This is a genomic window from Devosia sp. (assembly GCF_035944845.1).
Classification (GTDB): Bacteria; Pseudomonadota; Alphaproteobacteria; order Rhizobiales; family Devosiaceae; genus Devosia_A.
Map to the genome: position 1 here is coordinate 32,157 of NZ_DASZAW010000124.1, position 13,839 is coordinate 45,995.

Below are 13,839 nucleotides of genomic sequence, written 5' to 3' on the forward strand. Positions count from 1 at the left end.
TCCGCCACGACATAGCCCCGATATTGCGTCTAGAATCCTGAGTCGTGGGTGCTTCGACCTAGGGGATCATGGCCTTGCTTCGCATGTTTGCTCTGGCGGCCTTAGCCGTGCTGACATTGGCTTCGGTCGCCCTGGCCCAGCCGGCGCGCGACCTGTTCGGCGCCATGCATTCGCCCACCACCGGACCCGAGGTGCCAGTGGGCAGCTACGCCAAGGGTTGCATTGCCGGGGCGGTGCAACTGCCGACCGACGGCCCGGGCTGGCAGGCAATGCGGCTGTCGCGCGACCGGCGCTGGGGCAGTGCTGAGCTCGTCAACTATATCGGCGCCCTGGCCAAATCCGCGGCGCAGGATGGCTGGCCGGGCATCCTCGTCGGCGATATGGGGCAGGCGCGCGGCGGGCCGATGGTCAGCGGCCACGCCTCGCATCAGATCGGCCTCGATGTCGATATCTGGTTCGAGCGGATGCCGGATCACCAGCTCAGCGCCAACGAACGCGAGACGCTCTCTGCCCGGTCGGTGCTGAAGAAGGGCACTCGCGACATCGACCCCAAGAAGTTCGGCGAAGCGGAGCGCCTGCTGCTCTACCGTGCCGCTGAGCTGCCGGGCGTGGCCCGCATTTTCGTCGCTCCTGGGATCAAGAAATCGCTCTGCGCCGTCACCTGGCGCGACCGTAGCTTTCTCAACAAGATCCGCCCCTGGTACGGCCATGACGACCATTTCCACGTGCGTCTCAGCTGTCCGGCCGGTGTCGAGCTCTGCGTCAACCAGGCTCCAGCACCCGCTGGCGACGGCTGCGGCGCCGAGCTCGATTACTGGTTCACCGACGAGCCGTACAAGCCGAGCGACAAGCCGCCGGCGCCGCCACTGACGCTCGCCGATCTGCCCAAGGCGTGCACGGCGGTGCTGAAGGCCGACTGAACCCTCGCCCCGGCTGCGCTCACTTGTGGATCGGGGGATCGGCGCGAGCGGCATTGATGCGCCAGAGCCTGGTCTCGGGCGAGCGCAACTTCGATGTTGCCCATCCTGGCATGCCGCCGCGCGTCATCGCGACCATAGCTTCCGGGAGTGGAGCATAAGACTTTCGGCCTACGCTTTGTTGCCCGATCGGCGATTGCCAACGCTGCCTCGGGCTGTAACCTGATGTACGTCCCTCGGGGAGGATCGCGGGACCAGAACGAGGGAGAAGCGACGTGAAGATCACTTCGGTGAAGACGGCGGCGACGAGCGGCCACTGCATGCATCTATGGGTCCGCATCGAGACCGACGCCGGCATCACCGGGCTCGGCGAATGCGTGCATGGCGGCTACCAGGCCATCGCCATCATCAAGGAACTGGAGGAACGGCTGATCGGCCGCGACCCCTTCGCCATCGATGCGATCTTCGAGGAAACCCGGCGCAGCCTGGTGTTCGAAGGCGGCTTCGCCGGCGCGCTGATCACCGCGCTCACCGGTATCGAAATCGCCCTCTGGGACCTGAAGGGCAAGGCGCTGAAGGTGCCGATCTACGAGCTGATGGGCGGCAAGTTCCGCGACGACATCCGCGTCTATTGCGACTGCGAGGTGTCGCCCGGCATGAACATGGACGAGGTGCAGGCCGAGGTCGACAAGGTCCTCGAAGCCGGCTTTTCGGCGCTGAAGGTCGATCTCGATATCCGCGCTTACGGCCACACCGGCACCGAGACCGGCTGGTACGAGAAGGACCGGTTCAACATGACTCCCAACAAGTGGGAGCATGACCGCATGGTGCAACTGGCCGAGATGGTGGTGAAAGCCGCCGGCAAGGAAGTCGAGGTCGCCTGCGACCTCCACACCCGGCTCGACAAGCACTCCGCCATCCGCCTCGCGAGGGATCTCGAGCACCTGCAGCTGATGTGGCTGGAAGAGCCGATCCCGCCCGAGAATATCGACGCCATGGCCGAGATCACCCGCTCGACCAGCGTGCCGATCTGCGGCGGCGAAAACCTCTATCTGCGCCATGGCTTCAGAAAAGTGTTCGAGCAGCAGGCGCTCGACATCATCATGCCCGATATCCCGAAATGCGGCGGGCTGTCTGAGTGCCGCAAGATTGCCGAGATGGCCGACCTCTATTCCATCCCGTTCGCGCCGCACAACGTATCGTCACCGATCGGCACGATGGCCTCGGCCCATGTCTGCGCTACGGTGCCCAACTTCCTCGTCCTCGAGTTCCACTGGTTCCACCGCGACTACTGGTCGACCATCACCGATGGCGGCGAGATCATCGAGAACGGGCGGATCAAGCTGACGGATCGGCCTGGGATCGGGCTGGAGCTGAACGAGGAGGTCGCAAGGCAGCACCAGTATCCGGGGACGACGTGGTTCGAGTGAGCCAGCCACGACGCTCGGAGCGCGTGACCACCCCCACCCTTGATCCCTCCCCACAATGGGGAGGGATACGCCGGCACCACAGCCAGCGGTTCTTTCTCTCCCTCCCCTTGATGGGGAGGGCAGCGCAGCTTGGCGGCTTTGCCGCCTAGCGAAGCTGGGTGGGGTGGGGCCCAATACGCCGGATAGAGACGGCCCCCTCCCGGCCTCCCCCATAAAGGGGGAGGTGAAGAGTCGAGGCTCGGTCTTCGATCGTGCCAAACACGCCGGCAGGGCACCTCCCCCTTTATGGGGGAGGCCGGGAGGGGGCCGTCTGCTTCAGTTAGCCACCCCTACCGCACCAAAGCCGGCCGCTTCGCGTCGAAGCTCCAGCCGCTGATCAGGTACTGCATCGCCGCTGCATCGTTTCGGCTGCCCGCCGGCAGCGAGCGATAGCGCTGGTGCGCCGCTTCGAGCTGCGCCTCGTCGATCTCCACGCCAAGCCCCGGTCGGTCCGGCACGGCGACGTGCCCGTCACGGATCAGCGGCGGCGTTTTGGTGAGCCGCTGCCCGTCCTGCCAGATCCAGTGGGTGTCGAGTGCGGTGATGCTTCCCGGTGCCGCGGCGCCGACCTGGGTGAACATCGCCAGTGAGATATCGAAATGGTTGTTGGAGTGGCTGCCCCAGGTGAGGCCCCAGCGCTGGCAGAGCTTTGCCACGTCGATCGAGCCGCGCGGTGTCCAGAAATGCGGATCGGCCAGCGGGATATCGACGCTGCCGAGCCTGATCGCATGTCCCAGCTGCCGCCAGTCGGTGGCGATCATGTTGGTCGCAACCTTTACCCCGGTGCGGAGCCGGAACTCCGCCAGCACCTCGCGGCCGGAAAAGCCGGCTTCCGCCCCGCACGGGTCCTCGGCATAGGCGAGGATCGGCTTCAGCCGGCTCGCGACCTTCACCGCTTCCTCGAGCGACCAGGCCCCGTTGGGATCGAGCGTCAGCCGGGCCTCGGGAAAGCGTTCGCCCAGCGCTTCGATCGCCTCGGCTTCCACCTCGCCTGCCAGTACGCCACCTTTCAGCTTGAAATCACGAAAGCCGTAACGCGCCTCGGCTGCCTCGGCGAGCCGCACGATGGCGGCGGGGGTCAGCGCCACCTCATCGCGTACCCTTTCCCAGTCGTCGCCGCTGGTTGCGGCGCGGTAGCCGAGCGGCGTCCTGGTCCGGTCGCCGATATAGAACAGGTAGCCCAGCATCTCGACGCGATCGCGCACCTGGCCGTCGCCGAGCAGCTCGGCCATCGGCACACCGAGAAACTGCCCCATCAGATCGAGCAGGGCGCACTCGAGCGCCGCCACCGCGTGGATGGTAATGCGAAGGTCAAAGGTCTGCGCGCCGCGCCCGCCGGCATCACGGCCGGCGAACGCCTCGCCCACCTGCCGCAGCACCGAACGATAGGCGCCGATCTCGCGCCCCACCACCAGCTCGCGGCTGTCTTCCAGCGTTCGTGCGATCGCCTCGCCGCCGGGGACTTCACCGAGCCCGGTACGGCCGGCGCTGTCGGTGAGGAGCACGATGTTGCGGGTGAACAGCGGGCCATGCGCGCCGCTGAGGTTCAGCAGCATGCTGTCCTCGCCGGCCACGGGGACGACACGGAGGGCGGTGATAGTGGGGGTGGCGGTCATTGGGAAGCTCGGTTGAACAGTTTGCCCCTCGCCCCCTTCAGGGGAGGGCAGCGAAGCTTGGCGGCTTGCCGCCTAGCGGAGCAGGGTGAGGGGTGCAGTCTCTCGGCATGCTGGCTTACCCAGCACGCCGCTACTGCTGCATCCCTCATCCGGCGCTGCGCGCCCCCTCCCGGCGAGGGCTGCGCCCTCGTCCCGTGCCCCTGAGGGGAGAGGGAAGTCAGTGCGCGTTACCCCTTCACCGCCCCCACGGTCAGCCCACCGACGAGGAAGCGCTGGGCGTACATGTAGAGCACCGCCACCGGGATAGCCGTCAGCAGCGAGGCGGCCATCAGTTCGCCCCAGGGCAGGATGTCGCCCACCACCATTGATTGGAGGCCGATCGGCAGCGTCCTGAGCGATTCCGAGGTGATGAACACGAAGGCGAACAGGAACTCGTTCCAGGCATTGGTGAAGGCGAACAGCGCCACCGACAGCAGTGCCGGCGCCGCCAGTGGCAGGGTGATGCGGATGAAGGCGTAGAGCCGGCTCGCCCCGTCGATCATCGCTGCTTCTTCGAGTTCCACCGGGATCGAGCGGAAATAGCCGATCAGCACCCAGGTGGCGAAGGGGACGAGGAAGGTCGGGTAAGTGGTGAGCAGTGCGCCATAGCTGTTGATCAGCCCCAGGTCGCTCAGAGTCTGGTAGAGCGGGATGAAGATCAGCGTCCCCGGCAACAGGTAGGTGATGAGAATTGCCGTGGTCAGCAGCCCGGCGCCGAGGAACTTCAGCCGGGTCAGCGCATAGGCGGCGAGCGCCGCGATCGCCACCGAGATAATGGTGCTGAGCGCCGCGATCAGGATCGAGTTGCCGAGCCAGTGCAGGAACGGCGAACCGAACAGCAGCTCCTGGTACTGGTTGAGCGTCGGCGGGTCGGGCCAGAAGATCGATTGCCGCTGGCTGATCTGCGTTGTGGTTTTGAACGAGGTGATCAGCACCCAGTAGAACGGGAACAGCACGAACGCCATGATCGGCAGCAGGATCAGAATGCGAATGCCGATCCCCATGCGTTCGCGGCCCTGCGGCTTGAACACCGGCTTCTCGGTCGAACCGGTCATCCGCTTGCGCAGCGCCCGACCCACCTGTTCGATGCCGCGGTTCAGCATGTCGAACGGCCAGAAGAAGACGTCGAGCACGGCGCTGAACAGCCGGCCGAAGAACTTGCCGATGCCAAGACCCTTCTTTTGCACCCCGGCGGCGCGCTCGTCGTGCCGCATGTACTTGGAGAGCAGGTAAATCAGGAACGCCATCAGCGGCGCCACGGAGAGCGCGATGGCGCTGCCCGGGCCGTACTGCAGGGAGCCGATGGCCTTTTCGTAGGCAAGGATCGAGTAGAGCCGCGTCGCGCCGCTCGGCCCGCCGCCGGTCATCAGGAAGATCAGCCCGAACTGGTTGAAGGTGGAAATGAAGCTCAGCAGCAGCACCACGAGGATAACGTAGCGCATGCCGGGGAGCGTGATGTAGCGGAAGCGCTGCACGGCGTTGGCGCCGTCGACTTCCGCCGATTCATAGAGCTCGGTATCGATCGCCTTGAGGCCGGCGAGCAGCAGCAAGGTGAAGAACGGAATGCCCTTCCAGACGTTCACCGCGATGACACTGCCCAGCGCCAGGTTCGAATCCGACAGCCAGCCGAGTGGCTTGTTGATGATGCCGGCGCCCTGCAGGATCGGGTTGAGGCCACCGAACAGCGGGTCGTAGATCGACTTCCAGGCCAAAGCCGTGACGATCTCGGGGACGATCCATGGCAGCAGCATGATCGCCGACATCAGGTTGCGCCACGGCAACTTGGAATGCAGGATCATGGCGATGGTCATGCCGGTGACGAACTTGATCGAGAGCGACCAGAAGGTGAAATTGATCGTGTTCGAGAGGCTCAGCAGGTAGTCGGAATTGGTATAGAGCCGCTGGTAGTTCCTCAGGCCCACCTGCACCGTGTCGCCGGTGTTGAAATTGAAGGTGGTCATCGACATGAGGATGGCGCTGATGAAGGGCCAGAAGATCAGCCCCGCCATCAACAGGACCATGGGCAGGACGAACAGGTAGGCGATCCTCCAGTCGCGGCCCAGGATATTCTTGAGCTTGAACCGCGGACGCGCGGCAGTGGTGGTGCCGGCAACGGGCATATCGAGAGTAATGCGCTTGTCCATGGTCAAGCTCCTTCCAGCTGAAGCGCCCGAGAAAGCTGGGCGCAGGAGTTGGGCACGACCTGGCAGCACGACGTGGTTGCCTTGGCCGGCACGGGATGGCCGAGGGCGAGCGTAGCCCGCCCCCAGCCAGGAAGCATGGCAGCCTTAGGGCTGCATGATTCCGCCTTCCTCGAAGAGGTCACGCATCTTCTGGTGCGCATCCTTGACGGCATCGGCCGGCGCCATGCGGCCGGAGATGACGTTGCCGACCGACTGCTCGAGCACGCCCTGGGCGCGGATCGCATCGACACCGGCATTCGGGTTCGCCGGCCAGGACTGGCCGAGGAACGGATCCGTGACGTCGACCGCCTGCTTGATCGTCGCCAGGTTCGGCTCTGCCGCCAGCAGTTCGGGCGTCCACAGGTTCTGGTAGGCGGGCGTGAACAGCACGCTGCCCAGGGCCGCGATCTTGCCGAAGTTGGCCGGATCGAGCAGGTTCAGCGCCAGTTCCTTGGCAAGCGCCGCGTTCGGTGCGCCCTTGAACACGGTCATCCAGCCGCCGACATTGCCGCCGTCGCGGCTGTCGCCGTTGAGCGCCGCCGGTGCCTGCAGCAGCAGGGTGTTGGCATAGACAGGATTGCCGTCGCGCTTCGCCTGCGCGTAGATCGAGAAGGCGTTCTGGGTAAAGCCGATCTGGCCCGCCAGGTACGCTTCGTTGTTGCCGGTGTCGTTCCAGCTCTCGACACCCGGCGGCAGCATGGCGGCATACTTGCCATTGCGGTCGTAGGTTTCGCGCAGGAACTCGAACGCCGCCACCGTCTCCGGCGAGTCGAACGTCACCACCTGGCCGGTCTCGTCGGTGAAGTGGCCGCCGAAGGCCTGCACCGTCGCGATCAGGAAGCCGAAGCCGTCACCGGACTGGTTGGGGGTGAAGCCCCAGCCGTAGAAGTCGGGTCCCGAAATGGCGAGCGCCGCCTCGCGGCGATCGACGATGGTCTTGAGCGAGGCCGGGTCGATACCCTTTTCCTTGAGCTTGTCGCCACGCGCATAGTAGCCGGTGGTGGTGCCGATCAGCGGCACCGCCCACCACTTGCCATCGATCTGTGCGGTCTTGGCGGCGTTCAGGCCCGGCATGATGTCGCCGTAGCGCTTGACCGCTTCGTCGACCACGTCGGTCATGTCCTCGACCAGGTCGAGCAGGTGCAGTTGCGAGATCGACACGTTCGACGTGTAGGCGAAATCCGGCGGGTTGCCGGCCTTCACCGCCGCCGTCATCTTGCCCATGAAGTCGCCGAACGACTCGGGGTTGGTGGTCGAGATGTCGAGTTCGACGTTCTTGGCATCGGCGAAGGCCTGGACGGTGTCGCGGAACGCCGTTTGTGCCGCTTCGAAATATTCGGTGCGGTGGATGACGGTCAGCTTGCCGGAGCCGCCGACGGGCAGGGCCTCGTCAGGCGCGGGCGCCGCGTCCTGTGCGAAAACCGGAAAGCCGCTCCCCGCGGCGATAAGTCCGGCGCCGGTAGCAACACTCCCCCTCAGGACGTCGCGACGGCTCAACTTCTTGATAGTCATGGTAGTTTCTCCTCCTCGTCGTTTGGGCAGTCTCTCCTAGTCACGGCTCGTCGGCGGCTCTCACGTCCACCTTGTATGACAACACCTGCACCATTGAACAGATTTCGCTCTGCTGCAACACGTACCTCACGGTTCGGCTCTTGAGACCTTGCGGGGCCCCCACCCATTGCCTACCTTGTGCACAGGCATCGCGTCCGGCCAAAAGCCCGGCGCCCGCCGGTTTCCGCAACTCCAGGACAAGAGCATGGATATCGATCCGACCTTGCGGTCAGTCGTGGCCGTCCGATCCACCATCCCCGACGACGCCTTCACTGCGGCCGGCCTCGGCACGCTGCGCGAGGGTAGCGGCGTGGTAATCCGCGAGAACGGCCTGGTGCTCACCATCGGCTATCTGATCACCGAAGCCGAAGAGGTGTGGATAACTACCCCGGACGGCCGGGTGGTCGCCGCCCACGCCCTCGCCTACGACCAGGAAACCGGGTTTGGCCTGGTGCAGGCGCTCGGGCCGCTCGACCTGCCGGCGCTCGAGCTCGGCAGTTCGGCCGACGCCCAGCTCGGCGACGCGGTGGTGTTTGCCGATGGTACTGGCCGCTCGATCCGCGCCACCATCGTCGCCAAGCAGGAGTTCGCCGGCTACTGGGAATACCTGCTCGACGAAGCCATCTTCACCGCACCGGCGCACCCCTCGTGGGGCGGTGCGGCGCTGATCGGCGCCGATGGCAAGCTGCTCGGCGTCGGCTCGCTCCGCCTGCAGATGATGCGGGCTGGCGAAACCGCCGATATCAACATGGTGGTCCCTATCGACCTGCTGCGCCCGATCCTCGACGACCTGTTGACCCGCGGCGAGGTCAACCGGCCACCCCGACCTTGGCTCGGGGTATTCTCGGCCGAGAGCGACGGCGAAGTGGTGGTGATGAGCGTCGCCGATGGCGGCCCGGCCGCCAAGGCCGGTCTGCGCCAGGGCGACGTGATATCCGATGTGCGCGACAGCGAGGTCGAAAGTCTCGCCGATTTCTATCGCAAGGTATGGAGCAGCGGCCCCGCCGGCGCCGAGTTCCCGATGCGCGTGGTGCGCGATGGTCGCGATACCTGGGTCCGCATCAAATCCGCCGACCGCAACAGTTTTTTGCGCAAGCCGCATCTGCAGTAGGGCATTCGGTGGGGCAGGCAATTGGCCTCTCGCTCAGTACCCGCCAACCCCTCACCCGTCTCGGCCTGACGGCCGATCCACCCTCTCCCCGACGGGGAGAGGAATAGGGGTGATCACGGCGCTATCCAGATTCTTCTCCCCGTCGGGGAGAAGGTGGCCCGAAGGGCCGGATGAGGGGTAAGCCACGATGGTTTTGGGGGCAGAGCTGAAGTTAGCCACTGCCCCCCAAGTCAGTTGATAGTCGGGAACTTCAGTCCCGGCCGCAGCGGCCGCAGCGGCTCGCGTTCCAGGGTTGGTGCCTCACACGCCCCCGGTTTGCCGGTCGTCGGCGGGATACAGACGCATTGACCGCGGCGCAGCCGGCTATCGTCCGGACAGGCTGGGGTCTGTTCCTCGACGATATCCGGCCGGCAGTTGCCGGGCTTGCCGCTGGTACCGGGCAGGCAGACGCACTGGCCGCGGCGCAGGCGGCTATCGTCCGGGCAAGTCGGCTCCTCGATCACTTCAGGCCGGCAATTGCCGGGCTTGCCGAGGGTTCCCGGCAGGCAGACGCATTCCCCACGGCGCAGCCGGCTGTCGTCCGGGCAGACCGGCTCGACCACTTCGGGCCGGCAGTTGCCGGGCTTGCCGATCGTGCCCGGCAGGCAGACGCATTCGCCGCGACGCAGCCGGCTGTCATCGGGGCAGATCGGCTCGATCACTTCGGGCCGGCAATTGCCCGGCTTGCCGATCGTTCCTGGCAGGCAGACGCATTCGCCCCGGCGCATGCGGCTGTCATCCGGACAGGTCGGCTCCTCGACCACGTCCGGACGGCATTTGCCGGGGTTGCCATGCGTGCCGGGCTTGCAGACGCATTCGCCATTGACCAGCCGGCTGTCGCGGAAGTCGCAACTCGGCGTCGACTGGATCGGCTTGCACTTGCCCGGATCGCCGCGCGTGCCCGCGTCGCACACGCACTTGCCGGCATCGTTCAGGTGGCTGTCGGCGGGGCATTTCGGCGCCGTCGGCCGCGGCTTGGCGCATTGCTTGCCGTTCCATTGCGTGCCGGCCTCGCAGCAGCCGCCATTCGGCATCACCTGCCTGGTTGGACACTGTTCCGGCTCGGGTTCAGCACCGCGTCGGCAGACGCTGGCCGGCAGTTGCGCCGCCGCCGAGGCGGTGTATTGCACCCCCTCGTCGCTATGCAGCACCGCCGCCGAGATGGAGGCGTTGACCGTGTTGACGATGTTGCACTGGCCCGCCACCGCCACCTCGGTGGGGATGTGGATGGTAATCGTCATCTCGGTGTACTTGCCCACCGGGATGGTCTTGAACGTCGACGAGCAGTGCATGTCGTTGTCGGTCGTGGGCACGCAGGCCCAGTTGCTGGAGGAGACAAAGCTCGTCCCGTCCGGCAGCAGCTCGTCGACCTCGACCGTGCCGATATAGGGGTCGGGTCCGGTCGAAGTGGCTCGGACGGTGAACGTCGCGTCGTAGCCGTCGCCGGCTTTGACCGTCTTGATCGCCGTCTTGGTCAGCTTGAGGCTGGGCGGATCGCAATAGACCGCGACCGGCCCCGGCCCCAGGTTGATGAACAGCTGCGGCACTTTCTGGGTGGCCTGGGCGAGGTAGCCCGGGTCGCCGCCGGAGGGCGGGTTGGTGATCAGCACGGTGTTGATCACGTTGCAGTCGGCCAGCGTCACGCTGTTGGGATTGACCGTCGTCGTCGCCTGGAAGCTCCAGTTCGACAGCGAAGGCAACGCCGCCGGACGGGTGCAGAGCCATTGATCGACCCCGGCGGGCACACAGGCCGCCCCGGAGAACGTCGTCGGCTTGTCGTTGAAATCCCGCACCTGAATGGGCCCCGGCTGCGGGCCACCGCCATAGTTGAACACGGTGATGTCGAAGTCGCAGAGCCAGTTCTCGCTGGAAGGATCCGAGGCACAGCCCGTGGCGGTCTTCTGGATGTTCAGCTTGGGCGCGCCCGGTGCGATGCAGGCGGGATTGGGCAGAATCTGGCCGACCGTGTCGGAATCGTTGCCGCCAGGATTTTGCGGCGAACCAGGGTTCGGGGCGAGGATCGACAGGTTGTTGGTCACCGAGCAGACGCCCGGCCCGTCCGGAATGAAGGTGTGGAACGGCACGACGATGGGCGTGCCCGGATTGATCCCTACGGCTCCCGGCGGCGTACAGGTGGTCACAGCCGCCCCGGTGCAGAATGGGTACATCAGGGTGAGGAAGTTGGTCGTCACCCCCGCCGAACTGTCGACGAACGACAGCGGCCCGAGATAGGGGTCGGTGCCGACATTGCTGATGGTCATCCGCCACTGGCAGAGATAGCCGTTCACCCCATAGAAGAAGGGCGAGCAGCCGAGCGCGGTCTTGTGCATCTTGAGGTCGATATCCTGCGCCGGCCCGGCACAGGCCGGATCGGGGATCGGCGCGGTGACCGCGTCGAAGTCGTTGCCGGGCAACAGGTTGGTCGGCGACCCGCCTATGGGCGTGGCGATATTGGCCTTGTTGTCGAGGCCGCAGAGCGCCGGCAGGATGCCCTTCGGCACATGCGAGGTGACGAGGAACCCCGAGGTCCACCCGGGCGGCACGTTCACCGGCGGCGCCAGGATGTTACAAGTCAGCACCGGCCCGGCCTGGGCGCAGGCCCAGGGGCCCAGCGTCGTCGTCGGAGCATTGAGGCCCAGCGTGTCGGTGACGGTGATCGGCCCGGAATAGTTGCCCGGCCCGGCATTCTGCACCAGCACCACGTATGAGCAGTTCCAGGTCGCGCCGCCATCGGCACAGCTTGGCGCCGCAATCTTTTCGAGCACCAGGTCGCTGCCCGGCACCGCAAAGCAGCCGGGCGCCTTGATGCCGGCCACGCCGATATTGAAATCGTCGCTCGGATCGTCATCACCGCCCCAGAACCAGTCGAGTTCGGCCGCATTGGCGAGGTGGCAATAGTTCACCAGCGCCTTGGGCAGCTTCACCACCTCGTGCAGCACCACGCCGTCGCCGGGGTAGAGCAGCACCGGGCCGGTGACGCACTTATAGGCCGTCGGCCCGGTCGGGCCGCACGACCATGGCGGCTGCGGCCAGAAGCTCATGCCGGCGCCGGGATTGTTGGCCGGCAGGTGGTCGTTGACCACCACCGGTCCCCAATAGGGTTCGCTGCCGGTGTTCTCGACCCGGATGGTGAAGTTGCACCACCAGTCGGCGCCACCGTCGAAGCAGAAGAAGGGCTTCGCCCATTTCTCCAGCGTCAGGTTGTTGAACTGCGGCTCATCGGGCAGATCCGGTTCGTCTTCGTCCGGCTCGTAGCTCGGCGGCAGGTAATCCGGCGGCGGCGCGGCCGGCGGCGGAACGTAGGTGGCCGGCGCACTCTCGCACACCTGCCAGATGGCGGCCGCGCCGACATGCCCCTGTGCGGTAGCCTGATCGTCATCGGTATTGCCGTCATAGTCGGCGAAGAATGATAGGGTCGGCGGGTCGTTCTGCGGCCGCGCCAGCGCCAGGGCATTGCCCTGCAGGCCATGCACCTGGGTCGGCGGATCGAGCGGTGCGTCGACATTCAGGTTGTCGCGCAGCGCGTCGCCGGTCGACCACAGGTAGGCGCTGCAGGCGCCGCCCAGCGTTCCGGATTCCTCATCGAAATCCGGTCCTAGCGCGATACCGCCCGAGGCGTTGCTGCCCTCCGGCGCCATGCCGATGGCATAGCTGTCGGGGGTCTCCACCCAGGTGCCCGGCGTCGTCGGATCATCGGGGAATTCGCGCTCGTAGCGCACCACCGACGAAGTCTGCGCTTCGGCGAATACCGAATAGTCGTAGCTGCCGGCCTGCGGGCCGCGCTGCGCCAGGATCATTCGTCCCTGCGGATCGAAGGCGATGCTGGCGATCTCGTTGCTCGAGGGCAGGTCGGCGATATCGAGCTCCCAGCGCGCCGCACCGAAGCTGCCATCGGCATTGATGCGCACCGACCAGATCTGCGCCGCGACGGCATAGAACAAACGCCCGCCGCTGACCGCGAGGCCGAACACCTTGCGCTCCGGCTGGGTAAAGCCCCAGGTCGCCGGATCCTCGCTGTTGAACGCCGGATCGGTGATGGCCATGGCGCTGCCGTCGTCCGCCACCGGTTCGAGCTCATGCGTCGGCCGTCCGACGACGCCATGGTCGAAAGTGTCGAGGATGATGCCATCTGCCGCCAGCCGGTAGATCAGGCCGGTATCGAGGTCGGACACGAAAAACTGCGCGCTGGCCGGGTCGTACACCAGGCTGCCCAGGCCGGCGCCGCTATTGGCGGCGATGGTGCTGAACAGCGAGATCTCGCCGGAGCTGCCATCCACCTTCCAGATCGAGCCGGGATAGCCCTCCACGCCGCCGGCGGTGCCCCATTGGCCGGGCATGAAGCTGGCCTCGGGCGCCCCGAGCTTGCTGCGCATCGGGTTGCCGTCGGCATCCGGCACGACGATGTTGAGCCCGAACGCCGAACTCGCCGCGAGGTAGATGTTGGGCGCCGCCGCGCCGCTGAACTCGGGCGCATCGTCGAGCGCCACCCCGAATACCTGCCCGACATCGGCGGCGGTTGCCGAGAATACCGGCTCAGCCGGGATCAACTGCCCGGTCGGCGGTCCATCCGGCTGCAGGTGCTGGATCACCATCGAGCGGCCCGCCGGATCGATGAAGGTGTAGTCGAGCGGGTCGGCGCCGGCCGGTGGCGCCTCCGGCGGCACGACGCCGGCAAAGCCGGTCACCACAGGCTCGCCGGGCGCAAAGATCGCCTCGTCAGCCGCCCCGGCAGCCGTTGCCAGCAATGTCGTGGAAGCGATGAGTGCCGCGGCAAGTGCGCCGACGAACTGATTCCGACTGATCCGCAGACCGCAAAACGACGTCATGGCCTCTCCTCGCCATTACGCCCCTAGGCTCACGCGCCGTCCCTGTCGCGTGCACTCCGCCCAACGACAATAACACGACAGGAAGCCG

7 protein-coding genes are annotated in these 13,839 nt (G+C 66.1%); 3 read left to right on the forward strand and 4 right to left on the reverse strand.

The features are described from left to right. Positions 1–68 precede the first annotated feature (68 nt). Positions 69–920, forward strand: a complete 852-nt coding sequence (gene mepA / locus VGV07_RS24480; protein ID WP_326871344.1) for a penicillin-insensitive murein endopeptidase — start codon at positions 69–71, stop codon at positions 918–920. A gap of 272 nt (positions 921–1,192) precedes the next feature. Beyond that, a complete protein-coding gene (locus VGV07_RS24485) occupies positions 1,193–2,347 on the forward strand; it encodes a mandelate racemase/muconate lactonizing enzyme family protein (protein WP_326871345.1) in 1,155 nt (384 codons plus the stop codon). A gap of 329 nt (positions 2,348–2,676) precedes the next feature. Here the strand turns inward: VGV07_RS24485 and VGV07_RS24490 are convergent, their stop codons facing one another. The 3 genes from VGV07_RS24490 to VGV07_RS24500 all read right to left on the reverse strand — a co-directional run bounded on the left by VGV07_RS24490 (position 2,677) and on the right by VGV07_RS24500 (position 7,736). Continuing rightward, on the reverse strand, positions 2,677–4,002 hold the full coding sequence (locus VGV07_RS24490; protein WP_326871346.1) for an enolase C-terminal domain-like protein: 1,326 nt from the start codon (positions 4,000–4,002) through the stop codon (positions 2,677–2,679). A gap of 227 nt (positions 4,003–4,229) precedes the next feature. Further along, positions 4,230–6,185, reverse strand: a complete 1,956-nt coding sequence (locus tag VGV07_RS24495) for an ABC transporter permease subunit (RefSeq protein ID WP_326871347.1) — start codon at positions 6,183–6,185, stop codon at positions 4,230–4,232. A 144-nt stretch (positions 6,186–6,329) separates the two neighbouring features. Further along, positions 6,330–7,736: an ABC transporter substrate-binding protein gene (locus VGV07_RS24500; RefSeq protein ID WP_326871348.1), complete on the reverse strand. Its 1,407-nt coding sequence runs from the start codon at positions 7,734–7,736 to the stop codon at positions 6,330–6,332. A gap of 244 nt (positions 7,737–7,980) precedes the next feature. Here VGV07_RS24500 and VGV07_RS24505 point away from each other — a divergent pair, with 244 nt between their 5' ends. Continuing rightward, complete coding sequence (locus tag VGV07_RS24505) at positions 7,981–8,886, forward strand: S1C family serine protease (protein ID WP_326871349.1); 906 nt, start codon at positions 7,981–7,983, stop codon at positions 8,884–8,886. Between the two features lie 230 nt (positions 8,887–9,116). Here the strand turns inward: VGV07_RS24505 and VGV07_RS24510 are convergent, their stop codons facing one another. After that, positions 9,117–13,751, reverse strand: coding sequence for a hypothetical protein (locus tag VGV07_RS24510; protein WP_326871350.1), 4,635 nt, complete (start codon positions 13,749–13,751; stop codon positions 9,117–9,119). Between the last annotated feature and the right edge of the window lie 88 nt (positions 13,752–13,839).

Bases quoted from the DNA above. Each gene is read 5' to 3' on its own strand.
- VGV07_RS24490 (WP_326871346.1), bottom strand. From the start codon at position 4,002: ATGACCGCCACCCCCACTATCACCGCCCTCCGTGTCGTCCCCGTGGCC.
- VGV07_RS24510 (WP_326871350.1), bottom strand. From the start codon at position 13,751: ATGACGTCGTTTTGCGGTCTGCGGATCAGTCGGAATCAGTTCGTCGGC.
- VGV07_RS24505 (WP_326871349.1), top strand. From the start codon at position 7,981: ATGGATATCGATCCGACCTTGCGGTCAGTCGTGGCCGTCCGATCCACC.
- mepA (WP_326871344.1), top strand. From the start codon at position 69: ATGGCCTTGCTTCGCATGTTTGCTCTGGCGGCCTTAGCCGTGCTGACA.
- VGV07_RS24500 (WP_326871348.1), bottom strand. From the start codon at position 7,736: ATGACTATCAAGAAGTTGAGCCGTCGCGACGTCCTGAGGGGGAGTGTT.
- VGV07_RS24495 (WP_326871347.1), bottom strand. From the start codon at position 6,185: ATGGACAAGCGCATTACTCTCGATATGCCCGTTGCCGGCACCACCACT.